General features: G+C 65.4%; 17 protein-coding genes. 11 read left to right on the forward strand and 6 right to left on the reverse strand.

Annotated elements, in window-relative coordinates; genetic code table 11:
• Position 1: 1 nt before the first annotated feature.
• Positions 2–1,363 (forward strand): PQQ-dependent sugar dehydrogenase, encoded by a 1,362-nt coding sequence (locus ACM608_RS01985; RefSeq protein WP_419681391.1) that lies wholly within the window; start codon positions 2–4, stop codon positions 1,361–1,363.
• Positions 1,364–1,488: 125 nt separating this feature from the next.
• Here the strand turns inward: ACM608_RS01985 and ACM608_RS01990 are convergent, their stop codons facing one another.
• On the reverse strand, positions 1,489–1,908 hold the full coding sequence (locus tag ACM608_RS01990; RefSeq protein WP_419681392.1) for a VOC family protein: 420 nt from the start codon (positions 1,906–1,908) through the stop codon (positions 1,489–1,491).
• Between the two features lie 160 nt (positions 1,909–2,068).
• Between ACM608_RS01990 and lnt the strand changes: the two genes are divergently transcribed.
• Genes lnt through modB form a run of 4 tightly spaced genes read left to right on the forward strand, consistent with a single transcriptional unit; the run spans position 2,069 to position 5,361 of the window.
• Positions 2,069–3,598 (forward strand): apolipoprotein N-acyltransferase, encoded by a 1,530-nt coding sequence (gene lnt / locus ACM608_RS01995; protein ID WP_419681394.1) that lies wholly within the window; start codon positions 2,069–2,071, stop codon positions 3,596–3,598.
• The gene (locus ACM608_RS02000) at positions 3,595–3,951 is read left to right on the forward strand and encodes a DMT family protein (RefSeq protein WP_419685064.1); all 357 of its coding nucleotides are present in this window, start codon (positions 3,595–3,597) and stop codon (positions 3,949–3,951) included. The genes lnt and ACM608_RS02000 overlap by 4 nt, the downstream gene beginning before the upstream one ends.
• Positions 3,948–4,676: a molybdate ABC transporter substrate-binding protein gene (gene modA, locus ACM608_RS02005; protein ID WP_419681396.1), complete on the forward strand. Its 729-nt coding sequence runs from the start codon at positions 3,948–3,950 to the stop codon at positions 4,674–4,676. Before ACM608_RS02000 ends, modA begins: the two co-directional genes overlap by 4 nt.
• 1 nt (position 4,677) lies before the next feature.
• Positions 4,678–5,361, forward strand: coding sequence for a molybdate ABC transporter permease subunit (modB, locus tag ACM608_RS02010; protein WP_419681398.1), 684 nt, complete (start codon positions 4,678–4,680; stop codon positions 5,359–5,361).
• Between the two features lie 13 nt (positions 5,362–5,374).
• Here the strand turns inward: modB and ACM608_RS02015 are convergent, their stop codons facing one another.
• Positions 5,375–7,378, reverse strand: a complete 2,004-nt coding sequence (locus ACM608_RS02015) for a calcium-binding protein (RefSeq protein WP_419681400.1) — start codon at positions 7,376–7,378, stop codon at positions 5,375–5,377.
• A gap of 157 nt (positions 7,379–7,535) precedes the next feature.
• Between ACM608_RS02015 and ACM608_RS02020 the strand changes: the two genes are divergently transcribed.
• A complete protein-coding gene (locus ACM608_RS02020; protein WP_419681402.1) occupies positions 7,536–9,014 on the forward strand; it encodes a S10 family peptidase in 1,479 nt (492 codons plus the stop codon).
• Between the two features lie 412 nt (positions 9,015–9,426).
• Here the strand turns inward: ACM608_RS02020 and ACM608_RS02025 are convergent, their stop codons facing one another.
• From ACM608_RS02025 to ACM608_RS02040, 4 genes are all read right to left on the reverse strand, one after another.
• Positions 9,427–10,173, reverse strand: a complete 747-nt coding sequence (locus tag ACM608_RS02025; RefSeq protein ID WP_419681404.1) for a hypothetical protein — start codon at positions 10,171–10,173, stop codon at positions 9,427–9,429.
• Between the two features lie 29 nt (positions 10,174–10,202).
• Positions 10,203–12,671 carry a TonB-dependent receptor gene (locus ACM608_RS02030; RefSeq protein ID WP_419681406.1) on the reverse strand — a complete coding sequence of 823 codons (2,469 nt, stop codon included), beginning with the start codon at positions 12,669–12,671 and terminating at the stop codon, positions 10,203–10,205.
• 64 nt (positions 12,672–12,735) lie between these two features.
• Positions 12,736–13,416: a glutathione S-transferase N-terminal domain-containing protein gene (locus ACM608_RS02035; protein WP_419681408.1), complete on the reverse strand. Its 681-nt coding sequence runs from the start codon at positions 13,414–13,416 to the stop codon at positions 12,736–12,738.
• Between the two features lie 217 nt (positions 13,417–13,633).
• A complete protein-coding gene (locus tag ACM608_RS02040) occupies positions 13,634–14,836 on the reverse strand; it encodes a phosphotransferase family protein (RefSeq protein WP_419681410.1) in 1,203 nt (400 codons plus the stop codon).
• Positions 14,837–14,999: 163 nt separating this feature from the next.
• On the opposite strand from ACM608_RS02040, the gene ACM608_RS02045 reads away from it, so the two are divergent.
• The 5 genes from ACM608_RS02045 (at position 15,000) to ACM608_RS02065 (ending at position 18,155) form a co-directional block, all read left to right on the forward strand.
• The gene (locus tag ACM608_RS02045; protein WP_419681412.1) at positions 15,000–15,968 is read left to right on the forward strand and encodes a DUF7065 domain-containing protein; all 969 of its coding nucleotides are present in this window, start codon (positions 15,000–15,002) and stop codon (positions 15,966–15,968) included.
• Between the two features lie 10 nt (positions 15,969–15,978).
• A complete protein-coding gene (locus ACM608_RS02050; RefSeq protein ID WP_419681414.1) occupies positions 15,979–16,497 on the forward strand; it encodes a hypothetical protein in 519 nt (172 codons plus the stop codon).
• Between the two features lie 91 nt (positions 16,498–16,588).
• Entirely contained in the window at positions 16,589–17,311 is a 723-nt protein-coding gene (locus ACM608_RS02055) for a DUF4386 family protein (RefSeq protein ID WP_419681416.1), read from the forward strand.
• On the forward strand, positions 17,308–17,898 hold the full coding sequence (locus tag ACM608_RS02060) for a cytochrome c oxidase subunit 3 (protein ID WP_419681418.1): 591 nt from the start codon (positions 17,308–17,310) through the stop codon (positions 17,896–17,898). Before ACM608_RS02055 ends, ACM608_RS02060 begins: the two co-directional genes overlap by 4 nt.
• Positions 17,898–18,155, forward strand: a complete 258-nt coding sequence (locus ACM608_RS02065) for a cytochrome C oxidase subunit IV family protein (RefSeq protein ID WP_419681420.1) — start codon at positions 17,898–17,900, stop codon at positions 18,153–18,155. The genes ACM608_RS02060 and ACM608_RS02065 overlap by 1 nt, the downstream gene beginning before the upstream one ends.
• The last annotated feature ends 78 nt before the right edge of the window (positions 18,156–18,233 follow it).

The following is an 18,233-nucleotide window of genomic DNA, read 5'->3' on the forward strand; positions in this document are numbered from 1 at the left end:
CATGCTGAAACGCATCCTGATCGCGCTGACGGTCGTCATCATCGCCGGGATCGGCCTGATCTGGTGGCTCGCCTCGGGCGGGCAGGCGAAGCTGGATGTGGCGGACGTGCAGGGCCGTTTCCCGAAGATCGTCGACCCGATCGGCGCGCGCATCATCCCGGTGATGAACGTCCCCAAGGCGGTCGGGTGGAAGGACGGCGCGACGCCGGTGGCCGCCCCCGGTCTGAAGGTCGCGGCCTTTGCCACGGGCCTCGACCACCCCCGTCAGGTCTATGTCCTGCCGAACGGCGACGTGCTGGTGGCGGAGAGCAACAAGCCCGCCGATTACGGCGACGGGAAGGGCTTTACCGGCTGGGTTCAGGGACTCGTCATGGGTCATGCCGGCGCGAAGGCACCGTCCGCCAACCGAATCACCCTGTTGCGGGACACCAATGGCGACGGGGTCGCGGACGTGAAGACGCGGTTCCTGACCGGCCTGTGGGGGCCGTACGGCATGGCGCTGGTCGGCGACCAGCTCTACGTCGCCAACACCGATTCGCTCTGGCGGTTCCCCTATCAGACGGGAGCGACGAAGATCGCGTCGAAGGGCGTCAAGGTGATGGACCTGCCGGGCAAGCCGTTCAACCATCACTGGACGAAGAACCTTGTCGCCTCGCCCGACGGCAAGTTCCTCTACATCGCGATTGGATCGAACTCGAACGTGGCCGAGAACGGGATGGCGGCCGAGGCCGAGCGGGCGCGGATCTGGCAGTTCGACCTGACGACGAAGGAACGGACGACCTTCGCCTATGGCCTGCGCAATCCTGTCGGCCTCGCCTTCGAGCCGCATTCCAAGCGGCTGTGGACGGCGGTGAACGAGCGTGACGAGCTGGGGTCGGACATCGTGCCCGACTATATCACCAGCGTGCAGTTCGGCGGCTTCTACGGCTGGCCCTATTATTACTGGGGCGGTTTCCCGGACAAGCGCGTCGGGCCGGACGAGTCGACATCGCAGGAACAGATCGACGCGATGGCGCAGTACGTGACCCGACCGGACTATGCCGTCGGCCCGCATACCGCGTCGCTTGGCCTGACCTTTGCCGAGGGCGCGAAGCTGGGGCCGAAATTCGCCGATGGCGCCTTCGTCGGCCAGCACGGATCGTGGAACCGGCGGCCGGTCTCCGGCTACAAGGTGATCTATGTGCCGTTCGGCGCGAATGGCTTCCCGGTGAAGGACGTGAAGCCGGTGGATGTGCTGACCGGCTTCCTCAACAAGGATGGCGAGGCGCAGGGTCGGCCGGTGGGTGTCGCGGTGGACAAGGCGGGCGGGCTGCTGGTGGCCGATGACGCGGGTAACACGATCTGGCGGGTGACGGGGAAGTAGCAGAACCCGTCCATCCAGAGCGAAGTCGAGGGACGCTCATCGAGCGAAGCCGAGAGATGTGTGGACGGGCCTCGGCTGCGCTCGGCCTCAGTCCCTCGACTTCGCTGGGGACGGACTGTTGATGATCAATCCCGCGCGAACAGCTTGGATCGATCGCGAAAGGCCTTGAACTCCAGCGCATTCCCGCTGGGATCGCGGAAGAACATCGTCGCCTGCTCGCCCGCCTTGCCGGGGAAGCGGACATGCGGTTCGATGCCGAAGACGACGTCCGCCGCCTTCACCCGCTCCGCCAGCGCCTCCCAGTCCGACCAGTCGAGCACCACGCCGAAATGCGGCACCGGCACGTCATGACCGTCGACCGGATTGGTGAGCCCGGCGGGCTGCGCGGCGGGATCGAGATGGGCGACGATCTGGTGGCCGTAGAGGTCGAAGTCGATCCACTCGTCCGCCGACCGCCCCTCCGGACAGCCGAGCACGCCGCCGTAGAAGGCTCGCGCGGCGGCGAGGTCGTGGACCGGGAAGGCGAGGTGGAAGGGGGCGAGCATGGGGGAGTAATACAACATCCTCCCCGAGCTTGTCTCGGGGAGGGGGACCGCCGCCGTAGGCGGTGGTGGAGGGGCCGGCGCGACGACCGGTGCTACGCACCGCCCCTCCACTAGCTCCGCTGGTCCCCCTCCCCATCTCCGATGGGGAGGATGTGCAGGATTGCTCCGGTCACATTCCTCGGCAATAGCCGCCTTCGTGCTGCGCTACCCCAAGACCATCGCCTTTGCCGCCGGTCTCGTCTCCGCGACCGGCTTTGCGCCGCTGTCGTTCTGGCCATTGACGATCCTTGCCTTCGCCGTGCTGATCGCGCTGCTTGCCGAGGCGAAGACGGTGTGGCGGGCGGCGGGGCTCGGCTGGTGGTTCGGGCTGGGGCAGTTCGTGCTCGGCCTAAACTGGATCGCGACGTCGTTCACCTATCAGGCGGCGATGCCGGCCTGGCTCGGCTGGATCGCGGTGGTGCTGCTGTCGCTCTACCTAGCGCTCTACCCGCTGGTCGCGACGGTCGCGGCATGGGCGATCGCACGCCGCTATCCTGCGGTCACCGGCCTGGCGCTCGCCGGCACATGGGCGGTCGGCGAATATCTGCGCGGGACGTGCTTCACCGGCTTCGCGTGGAACCCGGTGGGGGTGGCGCTGGTCGATCGTTCGATCGCCGGTGTGGCAACGGTGCTCGGCACCTACGGGCTCTCGGCCATGGTCGTTCTGATGGGCTGGCTGATCGCGGTGGCGGTGCGTGGGCCGGACCGCCGCTGGGCCTATGCGCCCGCCGTCATGCTCCTGCTGCTGCAGGGTGCGGCGGCGCTGGTGCCCCCCGCGCCGCAGCCGACGCGCCACGCGCCGCTGCTCCACATCGTCCAGCCAAACATCGGCCAGCAGGACAAGTGGCGGGAGGATTTCGAGGCGCAGAACTTCGCCCGCCTGGCCAGCCTGTCGGGTCGGCCCGGCCCGCGCCCGCGCCTGCTCCTCTGGCCCGAGGCGGCGGTGCCGGACTATCTCGAACTCGATGCGCTCGCCCGCAATCGCCTCGCCGCGCTGCTCGGCCCGCGCGACGTGATGATGACGGGCGGCGTGTCGCTGGTGACGAACGGCACGCAGGTCACCGCCGCGCGCAACAGCCTGTTCACGCTGGACGCGGGCGGCCGCCTCCTCGGCCGCTACGACAAGGCGCATCTGGTGCCTTATGGCGAGTATCTGCCGATGCGGCCGCTGCTCTCAGCCCTCGGCCTGTCGCGCCTCGCGCCCGGCGATCTCGACTTCCTTCCTGGCCCCGGCCCGCGCAGCGTGGACGTGCCGGGCTTCGGGCGGGCGGGGATCCAGATCTGCTACGAGATGATCTTTTCCGGCCATGTCATCGACGACGCGGATCGCCCGTCCTTCGTGTTCAACCCGTCCAACGACGCCTGGTTCGGCGCCTGGGGTCCGCCGCAGCACCTCGCGCAGGCGCGCCTCCGCGCGATCGAGGAGGGACTGCCGGTGCTGCGCTCCACCCCCACCGGCATCTCGGCGGTGATCGCGGCCGATGGCCGGCTGGAGAAGGCACTGCCCTGGCGCGTCGCGGGCGCGATCGAGACGGTGCTGCCCGCGCCCAAGCCGCCGACGCCGTTCAGCCGCCTCGGCAACATCCTGCCCGGTCTCTTCGCGCTCGCCCTGATCGCCGCCGCCATCGCTGCCCGGTGGCGCTTCGCATGACCTGGGCGAAGGTCGCGCCGGTCCTGATGCTGGTCTGCTCGAACGTGTTCATGACCTTCGCCTGGTACGGTCATCTGAAGCACAAGGCCGCGCCGCTGGTTCTGGCGATCCTCGTCAGCTGGGGCATCGCCTTCTTCGAATATTGCCTCGCCGTCCCCGCCAACCGCATCGGCAGCGAAGCCTATGCGCCGGCCCAGCTGAAGGCGATGCAGGAGGTGATCACGCTGGCCGTGTTCTGCGGCTTCTCGGTGCTGTACCTTGGGCAGAAGGTGACGGTGAACCAGCTGATCGGCTTCGCCTTCATTGCGCTCGGTGCGTTCTTCGTGTTCCGCAATCCGCTGGGGGTCTCATGAAGGGACTGGTCGCGCTCCTCGCGCTTCTCGCCGCGCCGGTGCACGCTGGTGAGGTCAAGGTCGCGGTCGCGGCGAACTTTACCGAGCCGGCGAAGGAGATCGCGGCCGCCTATGAGAAGGCGAGCGGCGACCGCGTGACGCTCAGCTTCGGGTCCTCGGGTGCGTTCGCCACGCAGATCGCCAATGGCGCGCCGTTCGAGGTCTTCCTGTCGGCGGATGCGGAGCGGCCCGCCGTGCTGGCGATGGGCGGGCAGGGTGTCGCGGGCAACCGCTTCACCTACGCCACCGGCCGCCTCGCGCTCTATTCGACCAAGGCCGTTCTGGCTGCCAGTCCATCGGCATTGGCCAAGGGCGCCTATGCCAAGCTCTCGATCGCCGACCCGAAGGCCGCGCCTTACGGGCAGGCTGCGGTCGAGACGCTGAAGGCGCTGAGGCTCTACGACGCCGCCGCCCCGAAGATCGTGCGCGGCGCGTCGATCGCGCAGGCTTATCAGTTTGTTGCATCGGGTGCGGCGGACCTCGGCTTCGTTGCCCTCAGCCAGATCGTCACGGTGCCGGGCGGATCGCGCTGGATCGTGCCGGAGAAGTACCACAGCCCGATCACGCAGGATGCGATCCTGCTGAAGACTGGTGTCGCCAACCCCGCCGCCACCGGCTTCCTCCGCTTCCTGAAGTCCGCCAGGGCAAAGGCGATCATCAACCGCTACGGCTACAAGATCGGCTGAGATGGAGAGCGGGCTCGGCACGGTCGTCGCGACCACCCTGTCGCTGGCCGCGCTGACCACCATCCTGCTGCTGGTGCTGGCGACGCCGCTCGCCTGGTGGCTGGCCCGGCGGCCGTGCTGGTGGAAGGAGATCGTCGGCGCGGTGACCGCCCTTCCGCTGGTCCTGCCGCCGACGGTGATCGGCTTCTACCTGCTGCTGGCGCTCGGGCCGGACAGCCCGCTGATGACGCCGCTCCACGCCTTCGGCATCCGCACCCTCGCCTTCACCTTCGAGGGGCTGGTGATCGGGTCGGTGGTCTATTCGCTGCCCTTTGCGGTCCAGCCGCTGCGCAATGCCTTCGAAGCTCTTGGCCCCGCGCCGGTCGAGGCGGCGCTCAGCCTGGGCGCATCGCCGCTGCAGGCCTTCGTCCGCGTCGCGCTCCCCCTAGCGCGCGGTGGCTATGTCGCCGCCGCCATCCTCGTCTTCGCGCACACCATCGGCGAGTTCGGCGTCGTCCTGATGATCGGCGGCGTCATCCCCGGCGAGACAGAGGTGCTGTCCACCCGCCTCTTTACCCTGGTCGAATCGATGCAGTGGCACGACGCGCACCTCATCGCCGGCGGCATGGTCGCGCTGGCGTTCGTGGCGCTGACCGGGCTGATGGTGGTGCAGCGCGTGACCTTCTTCCGCGACGGGCGGGAGTAGGGCCCCCCAGGCGCTAGAGTATGAAGTCCGCCGCCGTCAGCTTGATCGCATGGTCGAGGTCGATGACGAGGTCCGCCTTCCGGTCGCCATTGGTATCCGCGCTGATGTAGGTATGTCCGCCGGACAGTTCGTAGCGGACCTCGCCACCCTTGCCGCTGAACGCCGCCGTGCCGATGAAGGCGAAGGCATTGTTCTTGCCGCCCGGCCTTGCGTCGATCGCCGAAAGATCGATGCGGTCGCCCTGACCCCGGTCGAAGTCGGCGATGCGATCAGCGGTGGCGCGGGTGCTGCCGCTATCGCGCGCGGCGAAGGCGAAGACGTCGTTCCCCGCCTCGCCGGTCAGCACGTCCTTGCCGGCCCCGCCGAGCAACGTGTCGTCGCCATAGCCGCCATTGAGGCGATCCGTGCCGGTGCCGCCCTCCAGCCGGTCATTGCCCATGCCGCCGACCAGGCTGTCATTGCCCGACGCGCCCTGGACGGTGTCGTCGCCGCGGCTGCCGTCCAGCTTGTTCGCGCCGGTATTGCCGGTGAGGAGGTTGGCGTCGTCATTGCCGGTCCCGCCAAGCGCCGCCTTGCCGGTCAGCACCAGCACCTCGACATTCACGGGCAGGGTATAGGTGACCGAGGATCGGATCGTGTCGCGCCCCTGGTCCGCCCGCTCCACGACGAGGTCGGACTTGTTGTCGATGATGTAGACGTCGTCACCGGTCAGCCCGCCCATCTTGTCCGCGCCGGACCCGCCGTCGAGCGTGTCGCCATAGGTCGTGCCGATCATCGCGTCGCCGCCACCGAGGCCCATGATGTGCCATTGCGCCGTGCTCGTCGGCTGCAGTTCGTCGGCGCCCGCGCCGCCTTTCAGCATGTGGACCTTGTTGTCGGCGTCCACGACGACGGTGTGAACGCCCGCGCCGCTGCCGTCCTGCCCGCTGTCGTCGGTCCAGCTGACGGTGAAGCCGCCGTCCTCGTTGGCGAGGAGATCGACGAACCCGTTCGAGCCCTTGGTCACCAGCGGAAGCTCGCTGCCGATCTTCACGCCGCGGGCGTCGAGGATCTGCGCGACCAGCTGATTGCCTTCGGTGGTGTAGGCGATGGCGATCTGCTTGTTCGCCAGCTGGACGACCGCGGGGTTGTCGTAATTGGCATATTCATCGCTGACGACGAAGGCGTCCCCGATCGGCTTGCCATCCGCGCCGAAGATGCGGGCATTGATGCCGCGCGGCAGCGTCGAATCCCAGGTGACGATGAAGCCGCCCCCCGCCAGCGCGGTCACGACGCTGTGCTGGCCGATGTGATGCGGCTGCTCGTCGATCACGAAATTGTCGCCGATCTTCTTGCCCGCGGCGGAGATCCGCTGTCCGTAAAGGTCGCCATAATTACCGGGATTGTCGTTGCTGGTGGTCCACGTGACGACGACGCTCCCGTCGGTGAGGGACGTGACGGAGGGAAGCACGGCACCGGGGTGGCGGACGACGTCGATCGCCAGTTCCGCGCCCACCTTCTTCCCCGTCGCGGAGAAGAATTGCGCCCTGATCCCTTCATTGTACCCGAACGCCCTGACGGCGCTGCTCTGCCAGACAGCGACGAAGCCGCCATTCGCAAGCGGGGTGAGATCGGGGGCGTGCTGAACGAGGTCGGTCTGCGTATTGAGCACGAATTCGTTGCCGACGGGCTTCCCCGACTTGCCCAGGATCTGCGCGCGAACGTCGTAGTCGTTGTAGACGCCGCCGGCCCAGGCGACAACGACATTGCCGGATTTCAGCGTGATGATCGACGGTTCCATCTGGTTGCCGGTGGTCACCGTGTTGACCGCGATCTCGCCGCCGACCTTCTTGCCCGCCGCATTGTAATACTGCGCCATCACGGCGTAGCCGTCGGTGTCCTGATTGGTCTCGCTGCCGTCCGTCCAGGCCAGGGCATAGCCGCCGTTCGAAAGGCGGGTCATGCGCGCGTCGAACTGATGCCCAAGCTTCGTCGTGTTCACGATCGCCGATTTCGAACGCAATACATAGCCGGTCATGCGAATCCCCCCGCCCGTACAGATCCCGACGCGGTCGGTGGCGAAATCGACCGCGGCAGTCAAAAGAAATTAACCGTGTTTTCGGTTGCTTAACCAAGTTTTTCATATCGCGCGATCGGACTTGCCGTCGCGACGATGACGGCTAGGTTGCGGTTCCATGAAGAGCATCCTCCTTGCCGCCGCCGCCCTGTTCCTCGCCGCCCCGGCGCTCGCTGCCGAGCCGCCGAAGAAGGAGGAGGCCGCAAAATCCGACCTCGACCTGCCGCCTATGGCTCCGGACAAGACGATCAAGCAGACCGCCCGCATCGGCGGCGCGACGGTCGGCTACGAGGCGACGGTCGGCCATATCGACGTGCGGGACGAGAAGGGGAAGGTGATCGGCCAGGTCGTCTATACCGCCTACACCATCCCCGGCCGAGCCAATCGCCCGGTCACCTTCGCCTTCAATGGTGGGCCGGGCGCGGCGTCGGTGTACCTGAACCTTGGTGCGCTCGGGCCGAAGCGGGTGCAGTTCGGCGGGCAGGGCGATGCGCCGTCCGACAGCGCGGTGGCGGTCGACAATCCCTATAGCTGGCTCGACTTCACCGACCTCGTCTTCATCGATCCGATCGGCACCGGCTTCAGCCGCAGCCTCGTCGATATGGATGCCACCAAGAAGGCGTTCTGGGGGCCGGAACAGGACATCAAGTACCTGTCCCGCGTCGTCTACGACTGGCTGCAGAAGGAAGGGCGGATGACGGCGAAGAAGTACGTCGTCGGCGAAAGCTATGGCGGCTACCGCGCCCCGCGCCTCGCCTTCGCACTCCAGCATGACATCGGCGTCGGCGTGAACGGGGTGGTGATGGTCTCCCCCTATCTCGATCCCGCCGCGACCGGCGACAGCACCGCCATGTCGCCGATGCCCTGGGTCATCACCCTGCCGTCGATGGCCGCCGCCTATCTGGAGCGGCAGGGCAAGCTCTCGGCCGAGGCGATGCGCCCGGTCGAACAATACGCCCGCACCGAATACGCCACCGACATCCTCGCCGGCCGCTCCGACCCGCAGGCGACCGCGCGCATGGTGCAGAAGGTCACCGCCTTCACCGGCCTCGACCCCGCGCTCGTGCAGCGGATGGAGGGCAAGGTCGACAGCTGGACCTTCACGCGGGAAGTCCACCGGCGGGAGGGCAAGATCGGCAGCTGGTACGACACCAACGTCACCGGCTACGATCCCTTTCCGGCGGCGGCCCAGCGCAATTCGGACGATCCGATCCTTGAAGCGCTGAAGGCGACGACGACCAGTGCGATGGTCGATTTCGTGACGCGGCAGGTCGGCTGGAAGACGGTCGATCACTACGAGCCGCTGTCCGAGACGGTGAACCGCAACTGGGACCGCGACGGCATGGACGACAAGCCGGTCACCGACCTCCGCAAGGCGATCGCCAACGATCCGAAGATGGGCGTGCTGATCGTCCATGGCTGGGACGACCTGTCCTGCCCCTATTTCGCGTCGAAGCTGATCGCCGACCAGATGCCGTCATTCGGCAAGGCCGAGCCGGTGGCGCTGCGCGTCTACCCGGGGGGTCACATGTTCTACAGTCGCGCGGAGAGCGCAGATGCCTTCAAGCGCGACGCACGGGCGATGTACGGGTTGTAAGGCTGTTCGGGGTGTCTGCGGTCCGGCGGTCAACTTAGCGGAAGATATGAATGCGCTTCTGTTGGCGGCGGAGGGGAGCTGGACATCCCCCAAAAAAGCGTCGGGACAGCATAATCCCACCCACCGGTTATGAAGTGGCGAAGTTCCGCACCAGTTTCGGGCAGATCATGTGACTTTCGGCCATGCACCTGGGCGCAACCCGGACGCGGACGGTCTTGGCTGAGCTTTACCTGCTTATCCCAGGCAGCGGGCTCATAGTCTCGCCGATCGTCGCCGGCTGAGGTAAGCGGAGGCCAGTGATCAGGTCTAAACCGTACGCAGAGGGCGATACTGACTCCGCGTTCGCACCATCCCGCGGGCCCTGCAATGACTCACATCGTCCAATTTAGACTCTAGGCTTTTTGCGTGCGGCTCATAGCGTCGCGGCAGGGCTGACACCTTGATCCTTACGGGACGCCTCGATGGAGTCGATGCGGCTGCAGGCACGCACCGTCACGAAGGTCATGGTGACCATCCAGCCGAAGAAGACGGCGAAGATGAACCAGAAGTCGATCAGGCCGGCATAGGTGAACGGCCCCGTCTTGAAGAACTCGATCAGGGCGGCGGGGCTGATCGTGAGGGCGCACCAGAAATTGTACATGGCCACCCAGCGCGGCATCAGCCTGGGGACGTTGTGGTCGCGCAGGATCGCGATGCCGATCATCACCATGAAGACGGCGAAGGGCGGCCAGCTGAGGATGAAGGTGAACCAGGTCCAGTCGTTCATCACCTGGATGAACCAGGCGTCGAGATCGGGCGCGCGATAGGCGAGCGTGGCCCAGGTGAACGGCATGATGAGGAAGAAGACCACGCCCGCCCCCGCATTCGCGACGGACACGAGGGTCAGCACGGGAAGGCCGCGCTCCATGAAGCGAAGAACCATCGCAATGGCGCAGGCCCAGGTGAGATAGCAGGTGAAGCCGAGGCACTCGATCGCGGTGCCGATGCGGATCTGCAGCGCCCGCTCGACGAAGATCGCCTTGATCGCCTCGGCCGGGAGAGCGGGGGAGGGGGGCGGCAGGAAGCCCATCAGCCAGAAGCTGAGCGCCAGGCTGCCGACGAGGACGACGCCGGACCATGCCATGACCCTGATCAATCCGGTGTGGGTCCTGTGTTCCATCTACTCGCCCCTCCCTGCTTCGGCGTTGTTCAGCCCCCGAACTTGTAGGCGAAGGTCACGCCGTAGGTCGCGCCCATTCCGGTATAGCGGCCGATCACGTCGGCGAGCGAGACCACGTTGTTCCAATAGTACTTGTTGAAGATGTTCTTGCCCCAGAGCTGGGCGCGCCAGCGATCGTCGGCAGAGGCGATGCCGGCGCGGGCATCGACCAGCGTGTAGCCCTTGATCACGAAGAGGCCGTCGCGGGCGGGTATGGCGCCGACCGGATTGGTCCGGCCGCCGACCACCGCCACGGTGGACGACCGGTAATTGGCGGCCGCGCCGACGAACAGCTTCAGCGAGTCGCCGAGGGGCACGCGGTATTCGGCGTCGGCGGCGAGCTGATATTTGGGCGTGAACGGCACCTCGCTGCCGGCGAAATCCGCCTCGACGCCCGAGGCGTTGATGCCGGTGAACTCCTTGATCTTGGCGCGCGTGTAAGTGAAGCCGGTGGAGAGCGTGAAGTTCTCGCCCGGCGTCAGGATCGCCTCGACCTCCGCGCCCTTCACGTCCGACTTCGGGATGTTCTGCACGACGTCCAGAAGGGCGAAGACGGGGTCGCGCAGCTTCGACCGCAGCTGCTTGTCGGTGTACTTGTAATAGTAAGCGGCGGCGTTCAGCTGGAGCAGCCGGTCGAACGGCCGCAGCTTGACGCCGAGTTCATAGGCCAGCACCGATTCCTGAACGACGGGCAGGTACTGCGCGAAAGTCGAGGCGGAGGTGGTCGGGAAGCTGCCCGCCTTATAGCCCTTGCTGACATTGGCGTAGACCAATGTGCCGCGCTGCGGCTTCCAGTCGATGCCGAGACGCCAGGACAGATTGTCCTCGTTGATCCGGGCGTTGTACGCGCCAGGCGCGCCGGCGGGCAGGTAATCGACCACCGGGCTGCCGTCCGGGAACTGGTTGAAGCTGAAGCAGCGGTCGGGTGAGTAGGCGCCGTAGGCACCGCCCAGCAGCACGTCGAAGAAGAACCCGCCGGTCCCGTTCGGCGCGCCGCTCGGATCCTGGTTGCACATATAGGCCTTGCGCTTCGCCTCGGTATAGCGCGCGCCGGCCTTCAGAACGAACTGGCCGACATCGACCTCGCCGTTACCAAAGACGGCGTAGTTCTCCATCGTCTGATTGTTCGTATAAAAGCTGTTGAAGATCGGATAGCCAAGCGTCTTGCCGAGATAGATGTTGGCGAACGACTCATCATAGCGGTTGTCGACATTCTGATCGACGGTACTGTGTTCGTAATTCGCGCCGACGGTCCAGCGGAATGCCTGATTGCCACCGTTCGACAGCCGCAGTTCCTGCGAGAAGCTCTTAATCCGGCCGCGGTCGGCGGTCAGTTCGAGGGTGCGGATCGGCAGGCCGTCCCCTTCCGTCCCCTGCCGCTGCTTGTAGTCGGTATAAGCGGTCAGGGACGTCAGAGTGATCGCGTCGGTGATGTCCACCTCGCCCCGCAACGACGCCTGCCCCATGCGATTGTCGGCATAAGGGATGCCCGGCGTCCAGTCCGCCGCACGCGGATTGAACGGCGTGAACGGGAAGTTGAACGCGCCACCATCCGCCGGAGTGACAGGATAGCTCGGGAACAAAGCGAGGAACTGCGGCGACTGGGTCGAACTCTTGTCCTTCCAGCCGTTGACGTTCAGCAAGAAGCGCACGCCGTCGTCATCGTCATAGCTGAGCAGCAGGCGGCCCATATAGTTGCGAAGATTGGCGTTATGATCGCCGGGGCGGCTAACGCTGTACTGCCAGCCGCCGCCATGTTCGACGCGGCCGGACACGCGGATGCCGACGGTCTCGCTCAAGGGGCCGCTGACATAGCCTTCACCAGTGAAGCGGTTGAAGCGGCCATAGCCGACCTCCAGCCCCGCCTGAAAATCCTTGGTTGGCTTGGCGGCGATGTAGTTGATAGCGCCGCCGGTGGCGTTCTGGCCGAAGAGGGTCCCCTGCGGCCCCTTCAGCACCTCGATCCGCTCCAGATCGAAGACCGAGTGGCGGGTGAGAACCGGAAAGGAGAGGGGGACTTCGTCGAGGTAGACGCTGACCGTCGGGTAGGAGCCGAGCGACGTGTCGTAGAAGCCGACGCCGCGAAGGGTGAACACCGGCGTGCCGTTCTGCGTGTTGGAATAGCTGAGGCCGGGCACCAGCTTCGCCACGTCGTCCAGCGAGGCGACCTGTCGCTGACGCAGGCTCTCGCCGCTGACCGCCGCGATGGTGAGGCCGACATCGTTGATCGACTGGGCGCGCTTTTGCGCGGTGACGATGATCTCGCCGCTATTGTCCTCCGGGGAGGGGCCGGTTGGTGAGGTCTGCGGCGAGACCGGAGTCTGGACCGGCTGCCCGGCCTCGATCTGGCTCTGGGCGAGCGCGGAGGCGGGGAGGGCGAGCGCGGCAAGGCCGGCGACACCCGACATGAGCCCGATCTTGCGGTTCGAAAGGCGCGACTGCGCGGCGGCTGCTTTCATCTGATCCTCCCAGTTCTATTTTGTTGCCCGGTCGAAGACTGTCCTCGCCGGTTCGAGTTCTTGGCTATGCTTGCAGTGGAAACAGGATGCTGCGGGCGTCTTCATCCAGGATGAGCGGATCGGGGATTGCGTCCAAGTCCACGGCCCGCCGCACCGCAGGACGCGCGGCGACGGCCTCAAACCAGCAGGCGACGTTCGGATAATCGGCCAGATCGATATCGTGATGGTGCCGGAACGCGATCCAGGGCCAGCAGGCGATATCGGCGATCGAGTAATCGTCGACGATGAACTCGCGACCCTCCAGTTGCGTATCGAGGACCTTGTAGAGCCGCTTCGCCTCCGTCCAGTAACGGTGGTAGGCGTAGGCGATCCGCTCGCTCGCATAATGGCGGAAATGGCCGAGCTGTCCCAGCATCGGGCCTTGCCCCGCCATCTGCCACATCGTCCACTGGAGCACCCGCGCGCGTCCTCGCGCATCCTGCGGGATCAGCCGGCCGGCCTTTTCGGCCAGATAGACGAGGATCGCGCCGGATTCGAACATCGGGAACGGCTCGCCGCCATCGGCCGGGTCTTGATCGACGATCGCGGGGATCTTGTTGTTGGGGCAGATCGCCAGGAAAGCGGGATCGAACTGCGCGCCCCTTGTGATATCGACCGCGTGAAAGCGATAGTCGAGGCCAAGTTCTTCCAGAGCGATCGACACCTTGAAGACGTTCGGGGTGGCGCCGCCGTAAAGGTCGATCATCGAAGAGCGGCCGATGCGGACGGAAGTACCATGCGCTGCGGGATCGCGCCCTGCGACGGGCGCGGCGTTTGCTTCGCCATTTCCCTCTCCTGTTTGCGTGTGAGGGCCGCGTTCCTTCACGCACCCTGCAAGCATCAACAAAACCGACTATACGTTATCTAAAGTAAAGGCTTTCTGTCAATCGCTTTAGTTGGGCCGTTCAGGGTTTGCTTGACCTTCAGCCATGTTTTTCGAGGAGACGACGGAGCGCCTCCGAGATCGTGTATCCGCCTGCCGCCAGGAAGGAGAGCAGGACGTCCTGATGCGTCTGCCCGTCGCCCGCGCGGAGCGCACAGCCGAGCGACAGGACGAATTGCTTCCAGGTGGACAGGACCTTGTGCCAGGCGAGCTTCTGCGGATCGATGGGCAGGCCGCCCGCCGCCGCATAGGCGTCGAGCAGTTGCGCCTCGCTCTCGAACATGCCGCAGTGGAACGGCTTGCCGTCCTCCCGCGTGACGTAGAAGTCGGTGAGGATATAGGCGAGGTCGGCGTGCCGATCGCCCAAATAGCCGAGTTCCCAGTCGAGCACAGCCGTGATCTCGCCGGTCGCCTCGTCGAAGAGGAAGTTGCCGGTGCGGAAATCGCCATGCACGACCGAGAGGCGATCCAAGATCGGCGCGTTCCCGCGTAGCCATTCCTGCGTCAGGACGGCGATCGGGGTGTCTTCGTAGAGATCCTCCGCCCAGGTCCGCGACCACCAGTTGACCGCAAGGTCGGCCGCTTCGGTGGTGCCCTCGCGGGGGTGGACGAAGCTGGGGAGGGCGTCGGCCGGCACCGTGGCGCGGTGCAGTTCCACCATGCAGCGGACGTAGTCGGGGGCCAGCCCCTCGCGATACTCCTGCGTGAAATGGGTTCCGATGCCGCTGACGTTCGATGAGACCTTGCTCGGCTTCGTCACGCCGCGGACGAAGCCGGAGACCAGCGACGGCGTGCCCATCTGAGATCCGTCCTCGTCGATGAAGTAGACGGGCGGGGCGGGGATGATCGTCCCGCCGAACTGCATCAGCTCGAACTCGCGGCGGCGGCTTGTCTGCACGATCGAGGCGGCCGGCTCGCAGCGCAGGACCATCGTCTCGCGCTGCCGTCGCTCGCCATCGTGCGACCAGTCGAGATCGAACAGGAACTGCTCCTTGGACGCGCCGCCGGTCAGCGGGCGAAGATTGCGGACGGTAAAGGGGCCTTCTACCTGAGTTTCGAGGAAGCGGTTCAGCCGCTCGCCGACGATCTCCAGCGGTGGCGATGAGTAATGTTTGCGCTCGCGCCGACGCATCAGCTTTTCCGTCAGCGTCTGGTCCACCGCCGGCTCGGTGGGAAAGCGCTGCCGCAGCGACGCGATCCAATCCTCGGTCGGACGTTCGCGGAGCGCTGGCGTGTCGATCATGGCTGTCCTCTCCTCCGACCCGTCGATGCGGGCTTTGCGCAAAGCCTATGCCAGCAGAGCGAAGGACACAATTGCAAATTGACCATTTGGTTTTTAACTGGAGTTCGCGTTACATGAGCGCCGGAGGCTGCGGCACGCGATCGCGGCGAAAGAGGAGAGCGAGATGATCCGTTCCGAAGATGTTGGATATCACACGCCGGAAAACGTCACCTACGACTGGGCCGAGACCTCGTTTTTCTCGATTTACCTTCCCGAACCGAACCTCGTCGCCTGGGTCTACCTTGTCGCGCGGCCCGGGGTTGGGGCCATGGTCTGCGACGTCGAGGTGATCGACCGCATCGGCCGGATCTCGCTGGAGGCGCGCTATGCCGATTTCCAGCAGCACCTGCCTCTGCCGGAGCGATTCGAGTCATTTACCTTACCAAATGGTCTGACGCTGGAGGCAAAGGACGAGCGGACTTACCGGATCGACTATGTGGGTGTCGACGACACCGAACTGCACTGGGATGTGCGTGGGCTGATGGAGCCGTTCGACATCCACGATCAGGGGATGGACCCGCTGGCGTCGCATGACCCCAACGCCAGCGGCTTCGGTGCGGCCTATGCCAACCATTTCGACATGACCGCGCAGGTCACCGGCACGATCAAGGTGCGCGGCAAGAGCTATGACGTCGATTGCGTGACCACGATGGACCATAGCTGGGGTCCGCGTGGCGAGCGGGGCATGCGCTCGATGGGGTGGATCAATGCCAATTTCGGCACCGACCTCGCCTTCCAGACGATCTGGAGCTTCGATCCGCTGGCGATCGGCTGGGATCAGTTCAAGCTGGCCCATGGCTATGCCCTGATCGACGGGCGCGTACGCGGGCTGACGGCGGGTCGCATCCGTGCGATCCGTCCGGGTGGGAAGAAGGTGTTCCCGGGTGGCTACGAGGCGGTCCTCACCGACCTCGACGGCGCGGAATACCGGCTGGTCGGCACGGTCGTCGCGCAGCAGCCCTGGGCCTGCTACAGCTGCAGCATGCCGATCCTGTCGCTGGTCCGCTGGACCTACAAGGATCGTGAGGGATCGGGACAGGCGCAGGAAAACTGGCCGCTCGACTCGCTGACCGGCCAGGGTTTCGAGCCGTAAGGAGGCGAGGATGCAGCCCAGCTTCGATCTTCGGCTCCGCTCGGTCGAAAAGGCTCTGACCGAGACCATCCTCCCCGCGATCGACCCGGCCCAGTCCGCCGCCGTCGAGCAGCTTCACCTCGTGATCGGCTCGCTTCGCGTTCTTCGCGACCAGTCGGACTACGCCCATTGGTTCGAAGTCGTGGAGGCGCGCGAGATGGGCGCGCTGGCGCGCGAACTGATCGATCGCTTGCCCGCCGATGCAGACGAGGTCGGTGGTGCGCGCGACGTGATCCGCGCCGCCGACGAATGCGCCGCGCGCTTCGATCGCCCGCTCTCGGCGCTGCGTGAGGCGAACCGCGCCTTGCGCGACGCGCTCGCCGCGCTGATCCGCGCCGCGCTGGCGGATCCTTCGGCTAACGGAAAGCTGCGCGCTCAAATACTCGCGCATAGCGAGCGCCAGATCGCGCGGGAGCGGGCCTTTGTCGCGGCAACCGGCTTCGATTGTTATCCCGATACGCTGCGGGGGATCGAAGAAGCGCTGCGCTGACCGCCGGATGTCGTAAACGTGTGATCTAAGTGTTGCGTCACATGTTTGTGTATGTATTCTACGCAAAACAACGAAAGCAGAGGGGATCGCCGTGGTTCGGCCTTATCGCTACGTCCGTGCGTGCGCCTGGAGCGGGTTGATCCTGCTCGCCGCAACCGTGCTTTTCTGGGGGGTGCTCGGCCGCAACATCCCGCCGATCTCTCCCGCGCTGGATGCCGAGGCTTTCGCCGCCGAACTGCGCCGCCACGCGCCGACGATCCGCATCGGCATGATCCTGCAACTGCCGTTCTCGGTGCTCTACCTCGTCTGGGGTGTCGCCATCTCCAAGGTGATGGAGCGGGTGGAAGAGGACAACAATGTCTTGTCCACGCTGCAGATCTGGGGCGCCGGTTTCACCACCGTCGTTTTCGTCGTGCCCTGCGCGATGTGGCTGACGCTGGCTTACCGGCCGGAGGTCATGGACCCGAGGACGCTTCAGATCCTCTATGACTTTGCCTGGTTCTTCTTCGACATGGCCTATTCTTTGACGACGCTGCAGACGATCGCGATCGGCATCTGCTTCCTCTCGGACAAGCGGCCGCAGCCGCTCGTCCCGGCCTGGGTCGCCTGGCTGACCATGTGGGTCGGCATCAGCTTCGTCCTGGAAACGATGATGCCGCTGGTGACCGACGGGCCGTTCGCCCGCAACGGCCTGCTGAACTACTGGGTGGAATTCTCGCTGTTCTTCCTGATGATGCTGGTTTTGTCGATCTATATCTTGAAGGCGATCACCCGGCTGGAGCTGGAGCATAGGGAAACGGGCGCGCGCGCATGAGCGAGGTCGCCGACAGGGCGCATGAGACCGAGAAGACGGCGAGCATCTGGACGTTCATCGCGCTGGATTGTGCCAGTTTCGGCCTCTTCTTCCTGGTGTTCATGACGGAGCGGATCGGGCAGGCGGCGTTGTTCGATCGCTCGTCCCGGATGCTCGATGACCGTATCGGGCTCATTAACACCGGCATCCTGATCACCAGCAGCTGGCTGGTGGCGCGGGCGACGCATCTGTTCCGCCGGGGCGATGCGGCCGCCACGCTGCGCAATCTGGTGGCGGCGCTGGTGGTCGGCAGCGGATTCGCGCTGCTCAAGGCCTACGAGTATGCGGTGAAGATCGAAGCGGGCATAAACCCGCTGACCAATGAGTTCTTCACCTTCTACTTCGCGCTGACCGGCGTTCACCTGCTCCACTACCTCGTGGGTCTCCTGATCCTCGGCGTGCTGATCGCCGGCGCGCGGGCGGCGGCGCAGGGAAGGCCGGCGGCAAGCTATCCGGTCTGGCTCGAATCCGGCGCCCTCTACTGGCACCTCGTGGATCTGTTGTGGGTGTTCCTCTTTGCAATGCTCTACCTGTTGGGAGCGCGCTAATGGCAGGCATCACAGCAGTGACGCGTGCATGGCTCGCGCTCCTCGTCATAAGCGCGATCAGCTTCTGCTTCGCCGAAATTCTGGAGAACCGGGCGCTCGCCGTCGCGCTGATCATGAGCATCACCGCGGTGAAAGTCGGCATCATCCTCATCCGCTTCATGGACCTGCGCACGGTATCGCGCGGCCTTCAGGTCTATTTCGCTCTATGGACAGCAGCCTGTGCGATCCTGATCTTCAGTTGCTCGCTGCTTCCGTGAGTTTGAGGGCAATTGCGCCCTCTTTTTAGTCCGTAAACCTGTTGACAAGTACGGCAGGGCACGTACTTTGCGTACGCC

This window comes from Sphingomonas sp. ID0503 (assembly GCF_048565625.1).
Lineage (GTDB): Bacteria > Pseudomonadota > Alphaproteobacteria > Sphingomonadales > Sphingomonadaceae > JBLZUR01.

Bases quoted from the DNA above. Each gene is read 5' to 3' on its own strand.
- ACM608_RS01985 (WP_419681391.1), top strand. From the start codon at position 2: ATGCTGAAACGCATCCTGATCGCGCTGACGGTCGTCATCATCGCCGGG.
- ACM608_RS01990 (WP_419681392.1), bottom strand. From the start codon at position 1,908: ATGCTCGCCCCCTTCCACCTCGCCTTCCCGGTCCACGACCTCGCCGCC.
- ACM608_RS02000 (WP_419685064.1), top strand. From the start codon at position 3,595: ATGACCTGGGCGAAGGTCGCGCCGGTCCTGATGCTGGTCTGCTCGAAC.
- modA (WP_419681396.1), top strand. From the start codon at position 3,948: ATGAAGGGACTGGTCGCGCTCCTCGCGCTTCTCGCCGCGCCGGTGCAC.
- modB (WP_419681398.1), top strand. From the start codon at position 4,678: ATGGAGAGCGGGCTCGGCACGGTCGTCGCGACCACCCTGTCGCTGGCC.
- ACM608_RS02015 (WP_419681400.1), bottom strand. From the start codon at position 7,378: ATGACCGGCTATGTATTGCGTTCGAAATCGGCGATCGTGAACACGACG.
- ACM608_RS02020 (WP_419681402.1), top strand. From the start codon at position 7,536: ATGAAGAGCATCCTCCTTGCCGCCGCCGCCCTGTTCCTCGCCGCCCCG.
- ACM608_RS02025 (WP_419681404.1), bottom strand. From the start codon at position 10,173: ATGGAACACAGGACCCACACCGGATTGATCAGGGTCATGGCATGGTCC.
- ACM608_RS02030 (WP_419681406.1), bottom strand. From the start codon at position 12,671: ATGAAAGCAGCCGCCGCGCAGTCGCGCCTTTCGAACCGCAAGATCGGG.
- ACM608_RS02035 (WP_419681408.1), bottom strand. From the start codon at position 13,416: ATGATCGACCTTTACGGCGGCGCCACCCCGAACGTCTTCAAGGTGTCG.
- ACM608_RS02040 (WP_419681410.1), bottom strand. From the start codon at position 14,836: ATGATCGACACGCCAGCGCTCCGCGAACGTCCGACCGAGGATTGGATC.
- ACM608_RS02045 (WP_419681412.1), top strand. From the start codon at position 15,000: ATGATCCGTTCCGAAGATGTTGGATATCACACGCCGGAAAACGTCACC.
- ACM608_RS02050 (WP_419681414.1), top strand. From the start codon at position 15,979: ATGCAGCCCAGCTTCGATCTTCGGCTCCGCTCGGTCGAAAAGGCTCTG.
- ACM608_RS02060 (WP_419681418.1), top strand. From the start codon at position 17,308: ATGAGCGAGGTCGCCGACAGGGCGCATGAGACCGAGAAGACGGCGAGC.
- ACM608_RS02065 (WP_419681420.1), top strand. From the start codon at position 17,898: ATGGCAGGCATCACAGCAGTGACGCGTGCATGGCTCGCGCTCCTCGTC.